The 25,400-nt window shown below is 66.3% G+C and carries 7 protein-coding genes; 6 read left to right on the forward strand and 1 reads right to left on the reverse strand.

The features are described 5' to 3' along the window. Positions 1-199 precede the first annotated feature (199 nt). On the forward strand, positions 200-18,217 hold the full coding sequence (locus S58_RS07245; RefSeq protein ID WP_015664615.1) for a VCBS domain-containing protein: 18,018 nt from the start codon (positions 200-202) through the stop codon (positions 18,215-18,217). A 29-nt stretch (positions 18,218-18,246) separates the two neighbouring features. Then, positions 18,247-19,062, forward strand: a complete 816-nt coding sequence (locus S58_RS07250; RefSeq protein ID WP_015664616.1) for a sulfotransferase — start codon at positions 18,247-18,249, stop codon at positions 19,060-19,062. A gap of 1,036 nt (positions 19,063-20,098) precedes the next feature. Here the strand turns inward: S58_RS07250 and S58_RS07255 are convergent. After that, positions 20,099-20,365: a hypothetical protein gene (locus S58_RS07255; protein WP_015664617.1), complete on the reverse strand. Its 267-nt coding sequence runs from the start codon at positions 20,363-20,365 to the stop codon at positions 20,099-20,101. Positions 20,366-20,872: 507 nt separating this feature from the next. Between S58_RS07255 and S58_RS07260 the strand changes: the two genes are divergently transcribed. Genes S58_RS07260 through S58_RS07275 form a run of 4 tightly spaced genes read left to right on the forward strand, consistent with a single transcriptional unit; the run spans position 20,873 to position 25,373 of the window. Beyond that, positions 20,873-22,204, forward strand: coding sequence for a glycosyl transferase family protein (locus S58_RS07260; RefSeq protein ID WP_015664618.1), 1,332 nt, complete (start codon positions 20,873-20,875; stop codon positions 22,202-22,204). A gap of 18 nt (positions 22,205-22,222) precedes the next feature. Then, positions 22,223-23,344 (forward strand): non-hydrolyzing UDP-N-acetylglucosamine 2-epimerase, encoded by a 1,122-nt coding sequence (gene wecB, locus S58_RS07265; protein WP_015664619.1) that lies wholly within the window; start codon positions 22,223-22,225, stop codon positions 23,342-23,344. A 4-nt stretch (positions 23,345-23,348) separates the two neighbouring features. Beyond that, positions 23,349-24,428 carry an HlyD family secretion protein gene (locus S58_RS07270; protein ID WP_015664620.1) on the forward strand — a complete coding sequence of 360 codons (1,080 nt, stop codon included), beginning with the start codon at positions 23,349-23,351 and terminating at the stop codon, positions 24,426-24,428. Between the two features lie 6 nt (positions 24,429-24,434). Next, the gene (locus S58_RS07275; protein ID WP_144058266.1) at positions 24,435-25,373 is read left to right on the forward strand and encodes a hypothetical protein; all 939 of its coding nucleotides are present in this window, start codon (positions 24,435-24,437) and stop codon (positions 25,371-25,373) included. Positions 25,374-25,400: the final 27 nt, after the last annotated feature.

The following is a 25,400-nucleotide window of genomic DNA, read 5'->3' on the forward strand; positions in this document are numbered from 1 at the left end:
GCGGGACCATCCTCGGTGCAGCTTCCCGCGCCTGTGCAGGGCGCGATCGCCGGTCAGTCGTGGGGGCGGCGCTTGCATGAGGCCGGATTCAGCCGCGGACCATTTTTTGAGGGGCGGGGCGAGCGACCTGCCCAGCGCCGCCGGCGCTCTCTGACGCTTGCATACGAGTTGGACGCATTTGTCGAACGAGGATATTTGGATGTCGGAAACGACGATCAGGACGGCTGGTAGTTTTTCGTCGGATACGTCGCACGCCTCATCGATTGCGGATTCGAAAGCCGTCGAGGCAGGCACGCTGGCGGATGCCCACGCCATGTTCGATGCCGGCCAGGCGGGCACAGGCCAGCGTCAGGCCAATTCGGTCGGAAGAGCCGACGCCACCAGCCGGCAGCTGTCGCAAGACGATCCGCCGGCGCGACCGGCCGGCGACGCTTCGCGCAGCGACGATCGGTTCGTTCTGCTGGCTGCCGGCAAGGATGCGGTTGTACAGGCCGCAACGACTGCCTCGCAGCAGGCCGCGCAAGTCATTGGACGCGTCGTCGACACCAAGGGCCACGTGGTCGTCATCCGCAACGGCGTCGCCATCGCGCTCAATGATGGCGACGTGCTGCGGAAGGGCGACGTCGTTCAGACCGATCGCGACGGCGGGGCCAGCCTTGTCTTCAAGGACGGCAGCGTTTTTCAGCTCGGGCACGACTCGCGCCTGGCGCTGACCGAGTTCAGTTACGGCCAGCCTGGGACGGCCAATCAGGAGCTCTTCAGCCTGCTCCAGGGGGCATTCACCTTCGCGTCCGGCGCGATCGCGCGCACCGGCGACATGCGCGTCGGCGTGGCGTCCGCTTCGGTCAAGATCCTGGGCGGCATTGGCGGCGCTGATATTGCCGATCTCGACGGTGCCGTCACGCTGTCCATCTTCCATCAGGACCGGGGGCTGAGCCGCGCAACGATCTACGACCAGAACGGCGATCCCGTCGCGGCGATCAGCGGCGACGGCGGCAAGCTGACCCTGACATCCACGAACTCCTCACATCTCGACACCGAGATTCAGGCCAAGTCGGATGCCGACAGGGTGTTCGAGTCCGATACGCTCAATCGACTCCTGCAGATCAAGACGCGCGCGGGAGAGTTCGTCGACTCCGGGGCCATCGGTACGCACGGCTCGTCATCTGCATTGACCGGCGACGACGATGGCGGCCAGGGCGAGTCTCCTCACACGTCTGTCGACTATGCTCCGGCTGCAAATTTTCCAGGTGCTGACAATTTCTTCGCGCGAGACGGCTTCTCTGGAAATCGCCCCGCAAACCCGCCTGTCACGTTCGGGCCGGTCAACCACGCGCCGGTGCTCGACCTCCATGCCCATGCGGCCGGAGTGTCTGCTCTCGAGCAGACGCCGATTGTGGTCGTGCCGCAACTGACTCTGACCGATGACGACAGCACGACGCTGCTGCAGGCGACGGTCAAGATCACCGGCCATTTCGAGCCCGGCAAAGATGTCCTGTCCTTTGCCGGCACGTCCGCGATCGAAGGCAGTTTCGACGCCGGCACCGGGACTTTGACGCTGCGCGCCGTGCCCGGCCACGCCACAAGCCTGGCCGACTTTCAGGTGGCACTTCGCACAGTCAGCTACACCTATGCCGGCGACGCGCCTTCGACATCGTCGCGCACGCTCACCGTCACCGTGCAGGACGTCGACGGCACTGCGCATGGCGGACACGATCTCGCGTCCGCTTCGATCACGCTGACCATCACGGGCATCAACGACGCGCCGGCGCTCGCGCCGGGCGAAGTCTCATTTGTTGCCGCCGAGCAGGTCGCGACGGTCGTCGCGCCACACTTGTTGCTGTCGGATGTCGACAGCACGACGCTCGATCATGCCGCAATCCAGATCACCGGCAACTATCTGCATGGCGAGGACGTGCTGTCGTTTACCGACACGGCGCAGATCCACGGGTCCTTCGACGCTGCGACTGGCACGCTGACCTTGACCGCGCGCGCCGGCCAGTCACCGACGGTTGCCGATTTCGAAGCCGCGCTGCGGTCGGTCACCTATACCGACACCAGCGACAATCCGTCATCGCTGACCCGTACGCTGACCATCACCGTGCAGGATGCCGATGGCACCGCCCATGGCGGGCACGACACGACGGTGCGCACCGTCACCCTGACGGTGACCCCCGTCAACGATCCGCCAGCCATCACCGGCGAAACCGATCCGGCCGTCGTCGCCGAACTCGCGGACGCGCATGCGCAATCCGTCGGTCCGATCACGGGCACGCTGTCGGCTGATGACCGCGATATCGGCGACGTCCTGACCGGGCACGTGGCGGCGTCCGCGATCGTCAGCTACAGCGGCGGAGCGCTGCCATCCGGAGTCGACATCGACGCGTTGCGCGATGCGGCCGCGATCTCGTTCGACAGCGCCACGACCACGATCAGTGGCGGCGCCAACACGCTGGCATGGACCTATCATCCCGCCCAAGCCAATCTGGACTGGCTGGCCGCCGGCGAGACGCTGACCATCACCTATCTGGCGGATGTCACCGACGGCACGGCTCACGTCGGCAGTCAGCCGCTGACGATCACCGTTACCGGCAGCAACGACGCGCCCGCCATCGTCGCCGCGCAGACTGCGGCCATGGTGACCGAGGGTGTCGGGACGGATGCGCAAGGACAACTGCACGCCGGCGGCAGCTTCGATTTCTCCGACCTCGATCTCTCCGACACCCACTCCGCATCAGTCACGTTGCTGAGCACGACCGCTCCCGGCGGCGCCGCGCTCGGGACCATGGATGCGCAGATCGACACCGATACGGTCAATGGCGCCGGCGGTCAGGCGGGCTGGAGCTACCACGTCGACAACAGCGCGGTGCAGTTCCTCGCGGCCGGCGAGAGCGTGGTCGAGACCTACCGGGTCACGGTTCGCGACGGCCACGGCGGAACGGTGAGCCGCGACGTCAGCGTCACCATAAGCGGTGCCAACGACGCACCCGTGATCACCACGGCTCAAGCCACGGGCGCAGTGACCGAGGACGTTGCCGCCGATGCGCTCGGACAGCTGCACGCCACCGGCGCCGTCAATTTCGGCGATGTCGATCTGACTGATAATCACACCGTCTCGGTCGCGCTCGTCAGCTCCACCAATGCTGGCGGCGTCGCGCTGGGCACGATGAGCCCGCAGCTGACCGCTGACACCAGCCATGGTGCCGGTGGCGAGGTCACCTGGACCTATCAGGTCGACAATAGCAGCGTTCAATTCCTGCGTGACGGCCAGACCGTCACCGAGATCTATGCGGTCACGGTCAGCGATGGCCATGGCGGACTGACGACGCAGAACGTGACCGTCACGGTCACCGGCACCGAGGACGCACCGCTGCTGACCGCCGGCGGCACGGGCGCGGTGACCGAAGCTGCCGATGCCTCCGCACAGGACATCGCGCCGATCACCGGCGCGCTTGCGGTGACCGATCTGGATATCGGCGACACGCTCTCGGCCTCGATCGTCGGATCGCCCGCCGTCACCCTCGACGGCCACGCCTTCTCGCTGCCGGCGGGGGCTGCCGCACTGATCGACCACGCGCTGTCGTTCCAGACTGGCGTCACATCGAATGGCGGCGCAGCAGGCATCGGCTGGAGCTACGATCCCGCGGCGGCCAATCTCGATTTCCTGCGCGCGGGACAGCAGCTCGTTCTGACCTACACCGTCGCCGTCAATGACGGGCTTCGCGACAGCGGCACGCAGACGGTGGCGATCACCATCACCGGCACCAATGATTTGCCGACCATCAGCAGCAGCGCGGTTGCGGTTGATGAGGCCGGCGACGCCCACGCCCAGGCGATCTCGCTGGGTGGCACCATCGCGGTCACCGATCTCGACGTCGGCGATACGCTGACGGCTTCGGTCACCGGCACGCCGGTCGTCATGCTGGATGGCCACGCCTTCACGCTGCCGACCGGGGCGGCTGCGCTGATTGACAGCGTGGCCTTGTCGTTCGACAACGCCGGACACCTGTCGAACGGCGGCACTACCGGCATCGGCTGGACCTACCAGCCGGGCGCTGCGGATCTGGACTTTCTGAAGCAAGGCCAGACGCTGACGCTCACCTACGCCGTCGAGGTCAGCGACGGCACGGGGACCAGCGCGCCGCAGACCGTGACCATCACCATCGACGGCACCAACGACGCGCCGGTGGCGGTCGCCGACAGCTACACGACAGCCGAAGACGCGCCGCTGACGATCGCGAGCGCAGGCGTGCTCGCCAACGACCACGATGCCGAGGGCGATGCGCTCAGCGCCATCCTGGTCAATGGTCCCACTCACGGCACGCTCACGCTGAATCACGACGGCTCGTTCACCTACACGCCATCAGCCGACTACAACGGCGTCGACAGCTTCACCTACAAGGCCAATGACGGCCTCACCGATTCCGGGACCGCGACCGTCAACATCACGGTCACGCCGGTGAACGACCCGGCTATCATCTCGGGCGTCAGCAGCGGCCCGGTGATCGAGGCCGGTGGCGTGAACAACGCGACGCAGGGAATAGCGACCGCGACCGGCGTGCTCACCGATACCGACGTCGACAATCCCGCCAACACCTTCACCGCTGTCGCGACGCCGACGGTGAGCGCCGGCGGCTACGGCACCTACACCATGACCTCGGGCGGGTCGTGGACCTACCATCTCGATGACGGCAACAGCGCGGTGCAGGCGCTCAATGCGGGCGCCACGCTCACCGACACGTTCACGGTCACGACCGTTGATGGCACGGCGCAGGTGGTGACCATCACCATCAACGGCGCCAATGACGCGGCTGTCGTGTCGGGCACGACGAGCGGCACGGTGACCGAGGCGGGCGGTCTCAACAACGGCACGCCGGGAATACCGACCGCGACGGGCACGTTGACCGACAGCGACGTCGACAATCCGGCCAACACTTTTACCGTGGTCGCGACGCCGACGGCGAGCACGGGCGGCTACGGTACCTACACCATGACCTCCGGCGGGGCATGGACCTACCATCTCGATGACGGCAATAGCGCGGTGCAGGCGCTCAATGCCGGCGCCACCCTGACCGACACGTTCACGGTGACGACCATCGATGGCACCGCGCAGGTGGTGACGGTCACCATCAACGGCGCCAATGATGCGGCGGTGGTGTCGGGGACTGCCAGCGGTTCAGTGACTGAGGCGGGCGGCATCAACAACGGCACGCCGGGAACGCCGACCGCGACGGGCACGCTAACCGATATCGACGTCGACAATCCGGCCAATACGTTCACGGCGGTTGGAACGCCAACCGCGAGCGCGGGCGGCTACGGCGCCTACACGATGACCTCGGGCGGCGTGTGGACGTACACGCTCGACAACAACAATCCCACGGTGCAGGCGCTCGACGTCGGCGGGACGCTGACCGACACGTTCACGGTGACCACGATCGACGGCACGGCGCAGGTGGTCACGATCACCATCACCGGCACCCACGATGTCGCCGGGGTGACGGGCACGATCAGCGGCGCGGTGACCGAGGCGGGCGGCGTCAACAACGGCACGCCGGGAACACCGGTCGCCACCGGCACGCTGACGGTCGCCACGGGCGCGTTCGTCGCTGTGGCTGCTGCCACGGCCAGCGCCGGCGGCTACGGCACCTATGTCCTGACGTCATCCGGGGTGTGGACGTATACGCTCAATAACAGCAATGCCACGGTCCAGGCGCTCAATGCGGGCGCTGTTCTCACCGACACCTTCACGGTCGCCACGACGGGCGGCAGCACGCAGGTCGTCACCATCACGATTGCCGGCACCGATGATGCGCCGGTGCTTTCCGGCGATGCGTCGGCCTCGCTGCTGCAGGGAACGTCGACGGTGATCGCCACCGCCGACCTCAGCGCCGCCGATATCGACAATACGGCGAGCCAGCTCACCTTCAACGTCAGCAGCACCGTGCACGGCTACGTTGCGCTGTCGGGGGCGCCCGGCGTGGCGATCGCGAGCTTCACGCAGACCCAGCTCGCCGCGGGGCAGGTGATCTTCGTTCACGACGCGACGCAAAACCCGGCCGCGAGCTTTACGGTCACCGCGACCGACGGCAGCCTCACCACGGCTGGGATGGCCGTGAACGTCGCCGTCAACAGCGACTTCGTCATCACCAGCAATCTCGATCTCGGCGCCGTCTCCGAGACCATCCACAGCCTGAGCCAGTCCGGCGGCACGCTGTCCGGCACGGGAACGTTGACCGACGCCAACGGCGCGACGTTCACCGGCGGCGCCGAGAGCGGCAGCGGCGCCACGGTCGTCAATGGCCTGGCGTCGTTCTTCGATGCCGGCAACGAGACCTTCACGCTCGACGGCCGGACGCTCCAACTGCATGGCTCCGCGCAGACCGGAGCGTTTTCCGGCGACGCGCTGCATCTCAACAACGGCGCGGTGCTCAAGATCGACGCCGGCGTCACCTTCACCGATGCGTCCACGAGCGGCACCGCCTTCAACATCTCCGCCAGCGCCGGCAATGGCACGGTCAATGTCGCCGGTAGCTATGAGAAGACCGGCGGCGGCACCACGGCGATCTCGACCGCGCTGACCAACACCGGAATGATCGATGCCAAGGCCGGCACGCTCGATCTCGCCGGCAGCGTCACCAATTCCGGCACGCTGAAGGCGGAGAGCGGCGGCACGCTTCTGGTCGCCGGCAACGTCACCGGCTCCGGCGCGGTGATCGTCGACGCCAACAGCACGGTCGAGTTCGGCGGCACTGTCGGGGCCGGGCAGACGATCACGTTCAGCGGTTCGTCGGCGACGCTGAAGATCGATCATCCCGCCAGCTTCGCCGGCACCATCACCGGCTTCAGCGGTGCGACCGACACGATCGATCTGGCCGGAATCAACCACAACTCCGCGCAGTTCTCGCAATCGTTCAATGCGACCACCGGCATCCTGACGGTGACCGATGGCGTCACCACCGCGACGCTGCATTTCAGTGGTGCCACCTATGGCTTCGCGGCCACGAGCGACGGCGCCGGCGGCACCCTGATCAAGCCGGCCAACGTCTACATCGTCCACAACGCGGCCGAGCTCAACACGGCGCTGATCGCCATCAGCCAGGGTGGCTCGGCGGCCGCTGCCAACACCAGCTATTCGATCGAGCTCGCGGCCGATATTTCGGTCACCTCGCTCGGCGCCAATCTGACGGCGATCAATCTCGCCAGCGGCAGCTCGCTCGTCATCCATGGCGGCGGACATGCGCTGGATGGCGGCAACGCCTATCGCGGCCTGTTCGTGTACGATGGCAATGTCACCATCGACAATCTCGCTATCAATCACACCCTTGCGCAGGGCGGCGCCGGAGGCACACAGGGCGGCGGCGGCGGTGCTGGATTGGGTGGCGGCCTGTTCGTTGCCGCCGGCGCCACGGTGTCGATCAGCGACGTCAGCTTCAGCGGCGACAGGGCGGTCGGCGGCAACGGCGGTGGCCTCGATGGTGGCGCTAACTGGGGGGCCGGCGGCGGCGGCATGGGATCGGCCGCCGGTGCCAACACCGGACAATATCGGCACGACTACTCGGCCCCGAACGGCCATGGCTATGTCGCAACAGCGGTGAACGGCACCTCCGGGGGCGGTATCGGGCTCAACGTTCCCGGCCAGCCCGGCCTAGCGCATGGCGGTGCCGGCGGTGCGTGGACCGGCGGAAGCCTCCGCAGCTACACGGCGGCTGCCACCGGCGGGTTCGGCGGCGGCGGCGGCGGCGGCTTCTATGCCTATGGAAACAGCCCGGAGAGCACCCCCCAAGGTTTGGTCGATCATATCTCGAGGGTAGGCTCCAACGGCGGCAACGGCGGCTTCGGCGGCGGCGGCGGTGGCGGGGCGAGCGGCTCGGCCCAATTGCACAGCACCGGCGGCACCGGTGGGTTCGGCGGCGGTGGCGGCGGCGGATACTCTGGCGGTGCCGGCGGCTACGGCGGCGGCGCTGGTGGCGGCAAGGTCAACTACGTCCTGCTCGGCTCCGGCGGCGGTGGCCTCGGCGCCGGCGGCGACATCTTCGTCCAGGAAGGCGGACATCTGATCGTCGGCGGTGGCTCGCTGTCGGGAGGGACTGTCGCCGGCGGCGCCCCAGGTGCGATCAGCACATCAGCGCAAGGCGGCCAGGCGCTCGGCTCCGGCATCTTCATCCAGGGCAACCAGACGGTCACCTTCGCGCCGGCCTCCGGCGACGATCTCACCATCTCCGACGTCATCGCCGATCAGCACGGCAATGGCGGCACCGGCAATGTCGAGATTTCCGGTGCCGGCATCGTGCATTTCGCCGCGGCCAACAGCTATGTCGGCACGACCACCGTCGACGCCGGCGCGACGCTCGACATTGAGGCGGCCGGCGGGCTGGGAACGGGCGCGGTTACCGACAACGGCATCCTCAACATCAACGCCGCGACGACGTTTGCGAGCACGGTCAGCGACGGCGGCGTCCTCAACGTCAACGCGGCAACGACCTTTGCCGCCGCAGTCACCGACAGCGGCATTCTCAACGTCAATGCGGTCACGACCTTCGCGAGCACGGTCACCGACAACGCCACGCTGAACGTCAATGCGGCGACCACGTTCGCGAACACCGTCACCGACAACGGCGCGCTGAACATCAACGCGTCGGCGATCTTCCAGGGCACGGTCGTCAACAACGGCACCGTCACCATCAATGCCGCCAACGCCGATTTCGCCGGATCCATCACCGGCACCGGCACGATCAACTTCGGGACGTCGGGCGGGACGGCCGTGTTCGAGCACGGCGTGCCGACCCAGACCATCTCGGGATTTGCCAATGGCGACGTCATCGACCTCCGGTCGGTGGTGGCGACCACGGTCGTCGTTGGTGCCAACAATGTCGTGACGCTGAAGGATTCCGGCGGCATTGCGGTCGCGACCCTGCATTTCGATCCGGCGCAGACGCTTGGGCCGTTCGGCGTGACCAGCGACGGCCAGGGCGGCACCAAGGTCGTTGCCATCCAGACCAGCTTCAACGTCAGCTCGGCTGCCGATCTGACCGCTGCGCTGACCGCGATCAGCCAGGGCGGCACGTCCTATGCGAAGAACGTCGCCTACACGATCCACTTCGCCAGCGACATTTCGCTGGCTTCGCTCGCGCCCACCGCGCAGCTCGCGGCGATCAACCTCGACCGCGGCAGTTCGCTGCTGATCGACGGCGTAGGCTTCACGCTCGACGGCGCCAATGCCCATCGCGGCTTCCTCGAATATGCCGGCAATGTAAGACTCCAGAATCTCACGATCGCGCACACGCTGGCGCAGGGTGGCGATGGCGGCCTTGGCGGTGGCGGTGGCGGCGCCGGGCTCGGTGGCGGCCTGTTTGTCGCGGCCGGCGCATCGGCGACGATCGCCAACGTGACCTTCCTCGACAACGCGGCCCATGGCGGCGACGGCGGTGGCGTGAACCCGGCCGGCCGGATTTTTCAAGGCGGCGCCGGTGGCGGCGGCATGGGCATCGATGGAGCCGCCGGCTCCACGACTGGGGTGTACCATCTCAACCACTACCAGAACTTGACCGGCTGGGGCTATGCGGGCGGCGCCGGCGGCGGACTCGGCCTGTCGAATCTTGCGGACGGAGGCGGCGCAGGAGGGACGTCGTATCGCGGATCGTCCCCAACCTCCGGCGCCTTTGGCGGTGGCGGCGGCGGCGGCAGCGCCTTTCTCGCTTACCTAAGAGCCGGAAGCCCCGGTGCACAGGGCGGCTTCGGCGGCGGCGGCGGTGCCGGTGGCGGCTACAACAGCAGCAGTCTCTACGGTAACGGCGCCGACAGTGCCGGCGGCAATGGCGGCTTTGGCGGTGGTGGCGGCGGCGGGGGGTTTCGCGGCCACGATGGCCTCGGCGGATTTGGCGCCGGCAATGGCGGCGTCGCGCTCGCCTATCTTGCCAACGGATTTTTCCAGGCGAGGATCGGCAATGTTGGCGGCGGCGGGCTCGGTGCCGGCGGCGGCGTCTTCGTCCAGGAAGGCGGCACGCTGATCCTCGAGAGCGGCTCGCTGTCCGGCGGCTCCGTGGCCGGCGGCGCCGCGGGTGCCATCCAGGCGGCTCATCAGTTGTACGATATGCCGGGCGCCGGCCAGGGGCTCGGCAGCGGCATCTTCTTCCAGGGCAATCAGTCGATCGTCCTCGCGCCGACGGCGGGGAATGCGATCACGATTGCCGATGGGATCGCCGACCAGGGCGGCAATGGCGGCAGCGTTTCGTTCGAGATCAAGGGGCCCGGCACCGTCGAGTTCGACGGCGCCAATTCCTATGTTGGCGGCACCACGATCGATGCCGGCGCCAAGCTCACGCTCGGCGGCCAGGGGACGCTCGGCAGCGGCGCCGTCGTCGACAATGGCGACCTCATCATTTCGCATTCCGGCACGTTCGGCAATGCGTTCAACGGCAGCGGTGATCTCGGGCTCGGCGCCCAGGTCATCAATGTCACCTTCACCGCTTCCGTTTCGCTTGGTGGCTTACTCGACCTCGGCAATGGCGACAATGTCGCCGCCTTCAACGGCGGGCTGTCGGGTGTTCAATCGATCAATTTCGGCACGGGGATTCAGACGCTGTCCGTCGCGGGCGCGATGCCGGGCGCGGTGGTACACGGCTTTGGCGCCGGCGATACGATCGACCTGACCACGGTCAACGCAACCGGCATCGGCAGCTTCGTCAACAACGTGCTGACGCTGACCGGGCCCGGCGGCACGCCGGTCGCAACCATTCATTTCGATCCGGCCCAGCAGAATCTCGCGCCGCACGGCTTCCTGCTGGTGTCCGATGGCGCCGGAGGAACCGACGTCATCCTCAACGAGGTGCCGGTCTACCGCGTATCGACTGCGGCGCAGCTCGCCCGCGCGATCAATGAGATCAGCGTCGGCGGCGCGTTCTCCGCCGCCAACCAGAACTACGAGATCGACATCGTCGGCAGCTTCACGCTGGACCGCGCGCTGCCCGACATCAATCTCGCCAGCGGCGACACGCTGACGATCCATGGCATCGGCCATGAGATCGACGGCGCCGCCACCTATGCCGGCTTCGTCCTGCGATCCGGCGATGTGACGATTGATCACCTGACCGTCGCCGACTTCATCCGGTACGGCGGTGACGGGTCGTCTCCGGGAAGTGAGTCGAAGTTTGGCGGCGGCGGTGGTGGGCTCGGCGCCGGCGGCGCGTTGTTCGTGGGTGCCGGCAGCTCGGCGAGCCTGACCGATGTCGCTTTCACCGACAATCATGTCGTCGGCGGACATGGCGGTCAGGGCGGCTACTACGCACCGAGGGTGCCGAATGGCGATCAGGGAATCTCGACGGGAGGCGCATCGAGCCCGGGGCAGGTGGGATTCGGCTATGGCGGGGCGGGTGGTCATTTCACCGCCAATGGAGGCGGCGGCAGTTTCGGCGGTGGCGGTGGCGGCGGCGGCGGCGGACGCAGTCCGGTCGCATACTTTCCGCCCGGCGGCGGCGGTGGCGGTGGTTATGGCGCCGGCATGGGCGGCGTTGGAACCTCGGGGGGCGGAGGTGGCGGCGGTGGCGGTGGCGGCGGCGCGGGCCTCGGCGGCGCGGTCTTCGTCGCTTCCGGCGGTGCGCTGAACATCACCGACTGGACCTTCTCCAACAATGCTGCAACCGGCGGCGCCGGCGGCGGCAGCCTATGGGGTACCAGCGGGACGGCGGGCCAGGGCATCGGCAACGATCTCTTCAACTACGGCGGCACCATCGGCCTGAACTCCAGCGCCGGACAAACGCTCACGATCGATCAGTACGTCGCCGGCACGCAAGGCACCTTCAACATCTACGCGTCCGGAATCGTCGTGCTGTCTCAGGGCATCGGCACCGGCGTGCTCAACATTTCCGGCGCCGGCAATGTCACGGTGCTCAACGACATCACGGCCACCGCCATCAACGTGACGGGGGCGGGCAATGTGCTGCTGCAGGGCGAATTCCATGGCCAGCAGTCCATCACCCACACCGGCACCGGCACGCTGACGATCAAGCCGGTCTACAACGTCTCGACGGCGGCCGAACTCGTCACCGCCATTCAGACCATCGACGGCAATCCGATCTCGGGCTTGCCCGTCAACTACGTCATCAATGTCACCGCGGACCTGAACCTGAGCGCGGTGCTGCCATTCCTGACGATCGCGGCCGGAGACACGCTGACATTCGAAGGCAACGGCCACATCATCGACGGCGGCAACCTCTATGGCGGCTTCACGGTCCAGTCCGGCGTCGTCACCTTTGATAACGTCACCATGCAGCACATGGTCGAGCGCGGTCAGGACGGCTTTGCCGGCATCACCAATCTCGGCCAGGCGGCGGCCGCGGGCGGCGGCGGCGGCGGTGGTCTCGGCGCGGGCGGCGCCTTTTACATCGGCAGTGGTGGCTCGGCGACGCTGACCAACGTCAATGTGCTGAGCAACCAAGCCGTCGGTGGCAATGGCGGCGCTGGCATCGGGACCTACTCGAGTCCCAATGGCGGATCCCGGGGCGGCGGTGGCGGCGCCACCAATAGTGGGCTGACCGGAGTCAAGTCGGGCGGCGACGGCGGCAACTGGAACACGTCCGGCGGCGGCTTTGGCGGCGGCGGCGGCCTGGGGGGTGGTGGCGGCGGCGGATATGGTCCCTGGCACGCGGCCGGCATTCCCTGGGCTTTTCAATATCCGGGCGGCGCCGGTGGTTATGGCGCTGGCGCCGGCGGCAGGGCCGCTTTCGACGGCAACAACCATGAGCACGGCGGCGGCGGTGGCGGCGGCGCCGGACTTGGCGGCGGCATCTTCGTTGCGTCCGGTGGCTCGCTGATCATTGGTGGCAGCACATCCGTTGCCGGCAACGCGGTGCAGGGCGGCCTCGGCGGCGCGGGTGCGAACTCCGGCGCCAATGGCGGCGGCATCGGCGCGGGCCTCTTCACCGCGTCGAGCAATGTCACGCTGGCGCCTTCGCTCGGGCAGACGGTCCATATTTCCGATGCGATCGCCGGCAACATGACCGGGACGCTCCATATCGACGGCGCCGGCATCGTCGTGTTGGACGCGATCGCGGCAACGGTCATTGACATCACCGGCAGCAGCGCGCTGACGCTGCCTGCCTCGCTCGTCAACGACTCCCTGACCGTGTCGGGTTCGGCCACCTACACGGTCACTTCGAGTGGCTTCAGCGGCGCCGGCTACTTCGGCGCCTCCGGTTATGGCGTGCTCACGATCGCCGTTACGGAGACGGTGACCGGCGGTGTTCGGCTCGCCGACCACGGCACGGTCGAGCTTGCCGCCGCCAATGCCGCCGGCAGCGGCGCGATCACCTTCCAGTCGGGTGCGCAGGCGACCCTGATCATCGATCAGGGCGACACGCCGACCAACGAGATCGACGGCTTCCTTCCCGGCGATACCATCAAGCTGGCCGGCTTTGCCGCCGGCGCGACCGCTGTGCTCGGTGCCGCCAATGTGCTCACGGTCAGCGACGGCACGCACAGCGCCCAGCTTCATCTCAACCCGAGCTTCGATTACTCGACCGCTCAGTTCAGCGTGACCGCCTACAACGGCGGCATCGCGCTGACCGAGATCATCGCGCCGAAGATCACGCTCGTCGGCCAGCCGCTGAACGGCAACCAGGTCGTGCTCAGCGGCAACGGGGCGCCGGGCAGCACCGTCCAGATCTTCATCGACGGCAATCAGGTCGGCACCGCCACGCCGGATGGCGCCGGACGTTTCACGTTCTCGACCTCGGCGCTTGCCGATGGCGAGTATCATGTCACGGCAACGCAGACGGCCTCCGGCCAAGCGCCGATCACGACCTCGCTCGTCGTCGACGTGCTGCCGAGCGCACCGTCGATCGCGCTGGCGCCCGGACAGACGCTGCTGGCCACCAATGTCGGCGTGGATCTGCAGGGCAGCGGCGAACCGAACCAGACCGTCACGCTGCATCTCAGCGGTCCCGGCGGCAGCTCCCTGACATACACCACGGCAACCGACGGCAGCGGCAATTACGACTTCGTCACGCCGAACCTGCCTGACGGCCACTACACACTCAATGTGACCGAGACCAACGCGGCTGGCCTCGTCAGCCCGTCGTCGGGCGTGCTCGGCTTCGACGTCCATCCGAAAGCCCCTGTCATCGCCGTGGTCGGGCAGCCGCTCGACGGTGGCAGGATCGAGGTGGCCGGCAGCGCCGATCCGAACATCACGGTCAACATCTGGGTCCGCAATCAGTCCGGCGACCAGTTCATCGGCTCCGGCAGGGCCGATGCCACGGGCCATTTCGATTTCACCGCGAGCCAGCCGATCGGCCACGGCAACTACACGCTGCTCGCACTGGCGCAGGATGCTGCAAACCTGATCAGCGACCAGGCGATCCCGTTCACGTTCCACGTCGATCCGCAGGCGCCCGTGATCACCTCGATCGTCGGGCAGAGCGTCAACGGCGGCACCGTCGAGATCAAGGGCACTGCGCTGGCGGGCAGCACCGTCACGCTCTATGAGGGGAGCACTGTGGTCGGATCGGGCGTCGCCAATGGCGCCGGCGTGTTCGATATCGTCACCACCGCCACGTTCGCCGAGGGCGTGCATCCGTTGCGGGCGACCGCAGCGGATGCCGACAGCCTGACCAGCCCGCTCTCCACCGCGATCAACGTCACCGTCCTGCCGACCGCGCCGATGATCTCTGCCGTCATCGCGACGGCGCCGCAGACGATCGAAATTCAAGGCACCGGCGAGGCGGGAGAGACCGTCAAGGTCTATGCCGACGGCACGACCTTGTTGGGCTCGGGTGTGGTCGATCAGAGCGGGCGTTTCGATTTCAGCGTCGATGCGCCCGGCGGCCACCACGTCATCACCACGACCGAGACCAACAGCGACAATCTGACGAGCCCCGTCTCCGCGGGCGTTGCGATCGACGTGACGCCGAAGGCGCCCGTCATCACGTCGGTGGCTCCGTTGGTCGCGACACAGATCGATGCCAGCCACGACTTCATCGTCAAGGGCACCGGCCAGCATGTCGGCGAGACCATCACGCTCTACGCCGATGGTGGCTCTATTCCGATCGGCACGGGCGTCGTCGCAGCCGATGGCACCTTCACCATCACGACCACGGTGGCGCTCGCGAACGGCAATCATACGCTGACCGCCACCGATGCGGCGGGTGCCGACGTCAGCGCGCCATCGACCGGCTTTGCGATGTATGTCGATCCGGCTCCGGTCACCAATATCAGCCAGGCCGGGGTCGCCGCGGATCACGGCGTCATCGAGCTGCAGGGCACGGGGCAGCCGGGCGACACCATCACGCTGATGCTCGGCAACACCGTAATCGGGACCGGCGCTGTCGACGCATCCGGTCATTTCGATGTGACGACCGATCCGGCGGCGGGGGCGCTGCTCGGCCCCGGCCACCAGCACATCACCGTCGTCCAGACCGACAGCCTCGGTCACGCCAGCCCTGGGGCCACGTTCGATGCCAGCGTCGCGCCCGCCGCGCCGGTCGTTGCGTCGGTGGTCTCGGTGCCGGACTCGGTCGGGCGCGTCGAGGTGAAGGGCAGCGGCGAGGCCGGCACCATCATCAAGCTCTATGCCGACAACGGCACCACGGTGGTCGGTACCGGCACGGTCGATGTATCCGGTCATTTTGATATCACCAGCGACTTCCAGTCGGTCAACGGCGGAGCGCACAGCATCACGGTGACCGCGACCACCATCGACGGCATCACGGGGCCGGCCTCGGCGGATGCGAACGTGACGGTCACGCCGGTGGCGAATACCTGGACCATCACCTCCGCGGCCGATCTCGCCAAGGCGATCGCGGCGATCGACGTCTCCGGCGCGAGCGCGCAGAACGGCGCGCACTACACGTTCGACATCGTCGGTGATCTGCAACTCAGCGATCAGTTGCCGGCCTTCAATCTTCCGCCGGGCGCCTCGCTCACGATCGCCGGCCACGGCCATGTGCTCGACGCCCACGGCCTTCCGGGCCTGTTCGTCTACGCCGGCAGCGTCGAGATCGACGATCTCGGAATCATCAATGCCGTGGCGAAGGGCGGCGACAGCAATTTCGGTGGCGGCGGCGGCGCAGGTCTCGGCGGCGGATTGTTCATCGCATCGGCTGGCGCGGTGACGCTGTCCAACGTCAATTTCGCCAACGACAAGGCGGTCGGCGGCAACAGCAACGGTGGTACGTTCGGCTATTTGGGGATGGCGCTGTATGGCGGCGGCGGCGGCCTCGGCGGCGCCGGTGGTTTCCAGGGCGGCGGCGGAATTGGCATTCATGCCGCCGGTGCCAGTCATCCGCGGCCCTACGACACAGGGACAGGCGCTGGTGCCGGTATCGCACTGGGCGCGGCCACAGGTGGCGGACAGGTGATCGGTACGAACCCGGTCTATCTCGGCGGAGCCAATGGCGGCGGCGGTGGCCAGGGTGCCAGCTTCTACACCAGCGCGGCCTATTTCGGCTTTCCCGGATACGGCAGGCCCGGCGGCGGCGGCGGCATCGGGGGCGGTGTCGGCACAGTCGATGGCAGCGGCATGATCGACACGGGCGGTGCTGGCGGCTTCGGCGGCGGCGGTGGCGGCGGCGGGTGGGCCCCGTGGCTTTCGGCCGGTGGATATGGCGGCACCGGCGGCTTCGGTGGGGGCGGCGGCGCCGGCCGGCATGGCGGCGGCAGCGGTGGTTTCGGCGGCGGCGGCGGTGCTGGCGGCTATGGCACGGTTGGTGCGGGCGGCTTTGGCGGCGGCGCCGGAGGCACAGGCAGCTACGGCGGCGGCGGTCTCGGCGCCGGCGGCGCGATCTTCGTGCAGCAGGGCGGCACGCTGATCTTCGCCGGCTCCGGCAGCGAGCAGAACGGCGACGTGACGGGCGGCACCGCTGTGACCGGGGCCGGCGCCCATGCGGGCTCGGCGCTCGGCAGCGGCATCTTCCTGCAAGGCAACCAGACCATCACCTTCGCGCCCGACGCGGCGCATGTCATCACGATCAGCGACGTGATCGCCGACATGACCGGCTCGCATGATGCCAGCGGCCAGACCGGCGCGGGACATCTGCTGCTCGATGGCGGCGGCACGCTGGCGCTCGCCGGCGTCAACACCTTCACCGGCGGCATCACCATCGAGAACGGGACGCTCGATCTCACCGCCCACGGCGCGGCCGGCTCCGGCGCGATCAGCTTCTCTCCGGCCGATCATGCCACGCTGGAATTCAGCGCGGTGAATGCGCCTGTCAACGCGATCGAGAATTTCGGCACCCGTGACCAGATCATCGTCGACAACTTCCATGTGACCGGCGAGAGCTATGGCAACGGCGTGCTGGTGCTGAACAGCGCGACCGGCTCGGTCAGCCTCACCGTTGGCGGTGCGGACCTGCACGGGCTGTCGGACTTCCAGTTCGCCTTCGACGCCGCCACAGGCAACACGATCATCACCGGCGGACCCGACCGGTCCGGCGCCGATGTCATCCATGGCGGCCCCGGCGCGCATGTCCTGACCGGCGGCACCGGCGAGGACGTGTTCTTCTTCCGCGCCACCGATCTCGCCGCTGATGTCACCGACAAGATCACCGATCTGTCGTGGGCAAACGGCAGCGGCGAGCACGACCGCATCCATCTCGAAGGCGTCGACCCCAACGCGGTCACGGTGACCAGCATCAATGGTGGCCATGACACCGACATCGCGATCGGCGTCAACGGCGGCACCGCGCACATCCTGGTCCAGGGCAGCGGCGCGTCTCCGCTGGAGATCGAATTCCAGAACACGATTCCGACCAGCGATGCGGATCTGAACACGCTGCTGACGCCATCGACCATCAACGAAACCGTCGGCCAGTTCACGACCGGCGCCAACCAGCCCTACATCAAATCCCTGGTCAGCTACGGCGCCGACGGCACCGTGGCCGCGCAGGACGTCACCAACAATGATGGCTCGCACACCATCACGGTGCAGGCGCCGAATGCGGTGCTGACGGCCTCGGCTGCCAACGACACCTTCGTGTTCCAGTTCGCCGCGCAGCCGGCGGGCAACGCGACGATCGGCAGCTTCGACGTCGCGCACGATATCCTGCAGCTCAGCCACAGCGTCTATACGGATGCCGCGGCGGCGCTGGCGGCGATCGCCAATGATCCACACAACGCCGGCAGTCCGGCCGACACCACCATCGCGATCGACGCCAATCATACCATCACGCTGGCGGGGGTGAACCCGAGCCAGCTTACACAGCACGATATTCTGCTAGTGTAAGACCTCGTAATGACAGGCTTTTGAGGATCATGCAGGGCGACATTCACTTCATCTCCGGGCTGCCGCGCGCCGGCTCGACCTTGCTGTCGGCCATCCTGCGGCAGAACCCGCGCTTCCGCGCCGGCATGACCGGCCCGATGGGCTCGCTTGTCGACGCCATGTTGCGCAGCATGAGCATGAGCAACGAGACCTCGATCTTCATCACCGATGCGCAGCGCAAGGCGCTGCTGCAAGGCGTCTTCTCGTCCTATTATTCCGACGTTCCCAAAGGCGACGTGGTGTTCGACACCAACCGCAACTGGTGCACGCGGCTGCCGCTGCTGACCGAGCTGTTTCCCCGCGCCAAGGTGATCTGCTGCGTGCGCGACGTGCCCTGGATCCTGGACTCGATCGAGCGGCTGATCCGCAAGAACAAGTTTCAGCCCTCGGGCATCTTCAACTTCGAGCCGGGCGGCACGGTGTATTCGCGGGTCGACGGACTGGCGGCACCGAACGGCATGGTCGGCTTTGCCTGGAACGCGCTGCGCGAGGCGTTCTGCGGCGAGGAAACCAGCTGCCTGATGGCGCTGACCTACGAGACCCTGACCAGCCGCCCGCAGCAGGCGATCGCGGCGGTCTACGACTTCATCGGCGAGACGCCGTTCGCGCATGATTTCGACAACATCGAATTCGACGCCGAGGAGTTCGACCGCAGGCTCGGCACGCCAGGTTTGCACAAGGTCGGCCGCCGCGTCGAAGCCCAGGGCCGCAAGTCCGTGCTGCCCGGCGATCTCTGGCGCAAATACGAGAACGACGCGTTCTGGCGCGACCCCGCGCGCAATCCGAACAAGGTGCGGGTGGTCTAGCGTCAGCGGCCGCCGCGCGCCCGCCCGGCGGGGTGCGGTCCGAAAAAGACGTGGATCGTGGAGACGAAGCGCACGCCCGGCGCGCGCTGATGGCTGCGTCGCGCGCGAGATGCCGGGTTCGGAGCGCCTGATCTGCCGGGGCGCAGCCGACACGCTTCGAACGTCGAACTTGTTTGTGCGCTTCAACACGATCGTGCTCACTTGAGAGGGCCGAGCCCGGCCGCTCGAATGGCCTCGGGGACACTCACTAGTCCCGAGGGAGCGCCATCATCGGCCGCGTCATCCATCCGGCAGACGCGGCTTCGCCGCCTCGCGGCGCGCTGTCGCGTCCGAGCTTTGCTATCTGGACGCCCTCTTCGAGAGGAGGGCGCAGGGAAGGCCGGGTGCAGGCCGCACCCATGGCCCGCCTGCGAAAAAAATGCAGGCGGCAGGAACCACAGGATTGGCCGAACAACCGGCCTTCCCTGCGCGATGGGCTAACGGCTGCTCCGTGCTCTCCCAGGGGACCGGGCTTGCTTGCCCCCGTCATCGGGATGTCGCCGATCAAGACACCAGCGTCGGGGTGTCGGGACCACACGGCTTGACCGTCCGCACAGGATCGTTCGTCCGCACGCGAAACGCGCACTGCGACCCCAAGCGGCCACCGCATCCCACGCTCCACGGTCCATGACGATCGCGAAACGCCCCTCCACCGAGCGCGGGACGGCGAGGTCTATAGCATGTGTTCTGGAAAAAAGAAATAGAAAATTTGCTAGGGGATGCACGGGATGACCGAGCGGCAAATTGGACGCACGCCGAAAGGATGAACGCGCGACGGTCTGGCCCTCGCGACATTCGACTTGTCGGTCACCGCGGGAAGAAGCGCTTCCCTGAGTTCAACGGAGAGCCTCGGGCGTCGTCAAGACCTTGCCCGGTTGATCGAGGAGGTGCGTGTCGGCAATAAAAAGCGGGCCGCGTCGTCCAATGATTTGTGTTGGTCTCGCTGGATCGCGAAATCGGACCCTTTCAACCGCAGCCGCGCGCCATCGATCAGCACCTAATGGGCTGGATCGATTGCGGGCAAATCGTTCTGAGCGAACGTGGTTGGCGACAACTGATCAGCCGCCATGCGCAGGAGTAACCCGGGGGCAACTGTGAGATGCAGCGTCAGCGCGCTTGCGACGTTCCAAGGATTCATGAGGTTCACGAAGGCCCAGAAGCCATCCATGTGCAGAACGACGAGGTGGCTGAAGACGATGAGCAAACCCGCCGCCGACAGCCAAATTGCCCCCACGAGCCGCAACGCATTTGTCAGCATCGACATGGATTGCCTCAATCTCCTCGACGCCTCGAGTCTTAAGGGCAAGGAATGAGAACCCGCGGAAAGAAATCATCGGCATTTTAGGCATTGCATTGTCGCGGCTCGCACGGCATCGGGCGCGGCGCGTTGCAAGCGCGCAGCGTCCATCGGTCGGTCGCCAGATCGCGCAAGGGAGCGACCGCTGACATCCTCGCGTTCTTGCTCACCACGAGGATGCAACTGAAATGCAAAACGGAAGAGGGATTGCGGGTCGTAGCTACAGCTACGTTAGATAGTAAATGACAAGGATTTGCCGTAATTGACCGGGGTGGATGCCCGCAGCAAGTTGGTCTACGGACCATGAATAGTTAATGCAGTCTTAGGCAGTCGCTGAAGTTCCATCAGATCGACCGTCGACGAGAACAGGCGAGTAGGGGCGGCCTCCGCTAATCCTGCTTCCGCTGCATAGGAACCAAGCCTCATCAAAGGTTGTCGCGCGGGCTTCCGCCGATGCGAGCCCGTGGGAAGATCATGAACGAAATATTGGTCTCGCTGTTTGTGCTCACCAGCCTGATGATAAACCTGTCGTCGCTGGATGACATTTTCATTGATCTGCTCTCCTTCGGCATCGCGCATCTCCCGCTTCGGCGCGTCACCGCCGAAAGCGGCCCGCTCCCGAGCATCGCCGTCTTTGTCGCCAATTGGTGCGAGGAGGACGTCATCGGCAAGATGGTGGAGGGCAATCTCGCCCGGATCGGCAATCCGCAGGTCTCGCTTTTTCTCGGTGTCTATCCAAACGACACCGGCACGCGGCGCGTTGCGGAGGCACTTGCCGCGGCCCATCCCGATCGCGTGCGGGTGATCGTCAACAGCTTGCCCGGTCCCACGTCGAAGGGACAGATGCTCAACGAGATGTTCGCCCAGAGCTTCGCCGGGGAGAAGGCTCCGGATCTCGTCGTTCTGCACGACAGCGAGGATGTCATCGATGCACGCAGCTTCGATATCTATGCGACGTATGCGGGCGAGTTCGATTTCATCCAGGTCCCTGTCTTCTCGCTGAGCCGCCGCCGCGGAGCCTATGTCGCTTCAACCTACATGGAGGAGTTTGCCGAGCGCCACACGCGCGAGCTGATCGTGCGCAACGCGCTCGGAGCTGCCATTCCTTCCGCCGGGGTCGGCACCTGCTTGACCCAGGCGCTCGTGAGACACTTCCTCGAAACCCGCGGGCAGGTCCTGATGTCCGGCACTGTGACGGAGGACTACATCCTCGGCGTCGAAGCCAAGCGCGCGGGCTTCAGGTCGATGTTCGCGGCGACGTCGGCCCGGGCCGAGCAGGGCGTCGACTATGTCGCAACCCGAGAGTTCTTCCCGCAGCATCTGGAAGCCTCGATCAAGCAGAAGACCCGCTGGGTATACGGCATCGCGTTCGAGGCGATGCACAAGCTCGGCTGGCAAGGCCAGCCCTGGGACATCTATTTCTTCCTGCGCGACCGCAAGGGGATGGTGACCAACTTCCTGGCACCCGGATCCATCATCCTGATGATCCTGGCGCTCGCGGGTTTCATCGATGCCGAGACCCTGCCGCGCGGCGTGTACCTGCTATTCCAGTGGTCGATTTCCTTCAATCTTCTCGCGGCGGCGTGCCGCTATGTCGCGCGGCTCACCTCGAGCTACCGGGTCTACGGGACCATCGACTGGACGGGCGTCGCGATACGATGGCCGGTCGCGTTGTACATCAACATGGTCGCCGCCTTCCGCGCGTGGAAGATCTATCTGGGTGAATCGCATTTTGCGACCTCGCCCATCGTGTGGTCGAAGACGACGCACGACGTCCCGGACGATTTCCTGGCGGCCACCCGCTGATCTCACGGAGAATAGACTGTGCGCATTTTTGTCGCCTTCGGCACGCGTCCGGAAATCATCAAGCTCGGTCCTGTCTGTCGCGCCTTGCGTCATGCCGGCGCGCATGTCGATGTCTTCTGGTCGGGACAACACACGGATCTGGCAGACGGGCTGATGGATCTGTTCGGGATCGATCTGAGCCATGGCGGCACCGGCGTCGTGCAGGAGACCAGCCTCGCTGGCAAGTTCGCGCTGATCACGCAGCAGATGCAATCCGTGCTCGGCTCCCGGCAGCATGATTGGGTCGTGGTCCAAGGCGATACGACGACCGCTGCAGCCGGCGCGCTGACCGCGTTTCTGAACGGTGTTCCCCTTGCACATGTCGAGGCCGGATTGCGGACCGGAACGTTGGATTCACCATTTCCGGAGGAGTTCAACCGGCGGCTCGTCACGATCGCCTCGACATTGCACTTCGCGCCGACCGCGCGGTCGCGCGACAACCTGCTGCGTGAAGGCGTGTCACGGGATCGCGTTGCCGTGGTCGGCAATACTGCGGTGGACGCGCTGCTCCACGCACGCTCGAGGATTGCCGTCGGCTACGAGCCGATCGACCCCGAGATCGCGAATTTGCCGCGCGACAGGAAGCTTGTGTTGGCGACATTGCACCGGCGCGAGAACATCGGAAAGCCGCTGGAGGACATTCTCGGAGCCCTGCGCGAGCTTGCAAATGACGGCGACAAGCTGATCCTTCTCCCCGTCCATCCCAATCCGGACATTCGTGCGCAGGTCGTGCGGGCGCTTGGCCGACAGCCGAATGTTCGCCTGCTGAAGCCTCTCCAGTACACCGACTTCGTCTTCCTGCTCAGCCGGTCATGGACCATCGTCACCGATTCGGGCGGAGTCCAGGAAGAAGCGCCGTCCTTCGGTCTTCCCATCCTCATTGCGCGCGAGAGCACGGAGCGGCCCGAGGTGGTCGAGGCCGGATTTGGAAAGCTGGTGGGATCCGACCGCCATGCAATTGTCACCGAGGTTAGACGTCTCACCAACTCCGACGCACCGCAACTGCTGCCTGCGCGCAATCCGTTCGGGGACGGCGAAGCATCGCGCCGCATAGTGGAGCGGATTTTCAACGCCAGTCAGGTACAGCATGCTGCCGAGTAGGAAGATGACGGTGCTGGAACCAGCGAGCGCGGCGCTCAACGTCAGCCAGCTGCATTGGAGCCGGTTGAGGAACCTCATCCTCATCTCGATCGGTCTCGCCATCGCTCTCGCGACCCTGGTCTACCTGATCTCCGGCGGCGTCGTGTTGATGAAAGCCGCCGGAATGGTCACGCGCGAGCGCATCGCCATCGGAGCGCCCTATCTGGAAACTCGGGTGCGCGAGGTTTTCGTTCGCCCCGGGGACAGGGTCGAGGCCGGGCAGAAGATCGCGCTCGTCGAATCCACGTCCGTCTCCCGCACGCTCGCGGAGCTCGCCGTGGAGAAGGCCAGGCTCAGCACCCGGATCGCAGCGATCGAGGCGAGGCAGGCCGCCATCGGCATATTGCTGCCGGCGGCCGAGGCCAATGCCAGGCAGACGCAAGACTATCTCGACAAGGTGTCCGGCGCGAGCAGGAGCGGGCTTGTGGTCGACAAGTTCCTGACGGACACCAGCAGCGCGGCATTTGCGGCGGCCGAGAAGCTCCAGTCCTTGAACGCGGAGCGGGCCTCGCTTGCAGGAGAGTTGGCCACCAATCAGGGCGCACTGAAGGAAATCACCGACACGTACCAGTCATTGCAGAGCGCCTATGCCGGCGGAGCCCTGTATGCGCCCGTCGCTGGATATGTCGGCAACAAGGTCATGAGCGCTGGGGCCGTGCTTGGATCGGGCGGCAGTGACATCGCGACCATCTACACGGGCCCGAGCTTCATCCTCGCCTATCTGCCGGACAACTATCTGCTCGATCTCAAGGCCGGTGAGCGCGTCCACGTGCGTTCCTACGCGCAGTCCATCGTGGGCGTGGTCGAGGATCTGCTGCCCCTGACCGACGCGATGCCGCCGGAATTCCAGATTCCGGGCGATGTCCGGCAGCGGGGACAGGTCTTCAAGATCTCGATCCCGGAAGGAGTTTCCCTTCCCGTCGACCAGAAGGTAAAGATCTCCACCTGCTACTTTCACATGTGCGATGCGGGTTCCGGAACGATTCAGGAGATCGTCCATCGCATCATGAACTACGTCGAGCGTATCGAAGGATATACGCGCTAAGGGAACGTGCCGTGGACGGGCGATCCGGCCCGCTCGGATCTAAAAGGCGCCGAACCCCGCCCGACCAGCTCGAAGTCGAACATCCCGACTGCCCGCCTGCTGTCATCTCTCCTGCGTCGACAGATGATGGTGCGATCTGTAGGTGCCGGCCAGGAGCTTGCGATCGTATCCTTCAAAGCCACCTGTTGCCTTAGGCTTTTCCCGATTGCGAAGCTCACTCTCTTAGCTCGAACGACGGCTCCTGATCGCGAGGAACCAATGGCGCGACCCGGAGATTGTATCATACCGGACTGGCCCCACTCCGGCGATGCCGCACAGGAAGGCCTTTCAATGAACAAGCGAAAATCGAATGGCTCCCACAAGGGGAACAGCGCGAAGCCGGTCGTGGTGAAGCCGGTATCGGTGCCCAAGCACGCTGCCGCGGCAGCGATGCAGAGGCGCGCTCGCCTGCTTGCCGAGTCCGCAAGCCCGGAGGGCGACGAGCTGCAGGCAGTTCCGGAGACCGAAACGAGGCTGCCGGGACGGCCAGGCCAGGAGACGGAAACGATTTTGCCGCCGCTCCCGCCTCTCGAACCCGAACCCGAACCCGGGCCGGCGCTCTCGCCGCCTCTCGGCGAGCTGACGCCCGATGCCGTCCAGCCCGTCGACGCTGGGACGGACTCGCATGAATCCCAGCCACCCCCGATCGCTGAAGGCAGGGCGGCCGATCTCTCGCCCGTTGTGGGCGGACCGCCGCCGGCGCTCGCCGGCATGGAGGCCTGCCAGACTTTGCTTATGGAGATGACGCGAGACAATCTCGATCTGGCGGCCAGCCTCGCCACGATACGCTCGCCTCTCGGCATGTTCGGCGTCGCGACCAATTTTGCCGGCAGACAGATCGACATCTACCGCAGGTTCACGAAGGCCGTCGTCGAGATCGCCGCCGGGCCTGCCAAAGCGCGATAATTCGAACGTGGTGATCTCAACCAACCC

The organism is Bradyrhizobium oligotrophicum S58 (assembly GCF_000344805.1).
Lineage (GTDB): Bacteria > Pseudomonadota > Alphaproteobacteria > Rhizobiales > Xanthobacteraceae > Bradyrhizobium > Bradyrhizobium oligotrophicum.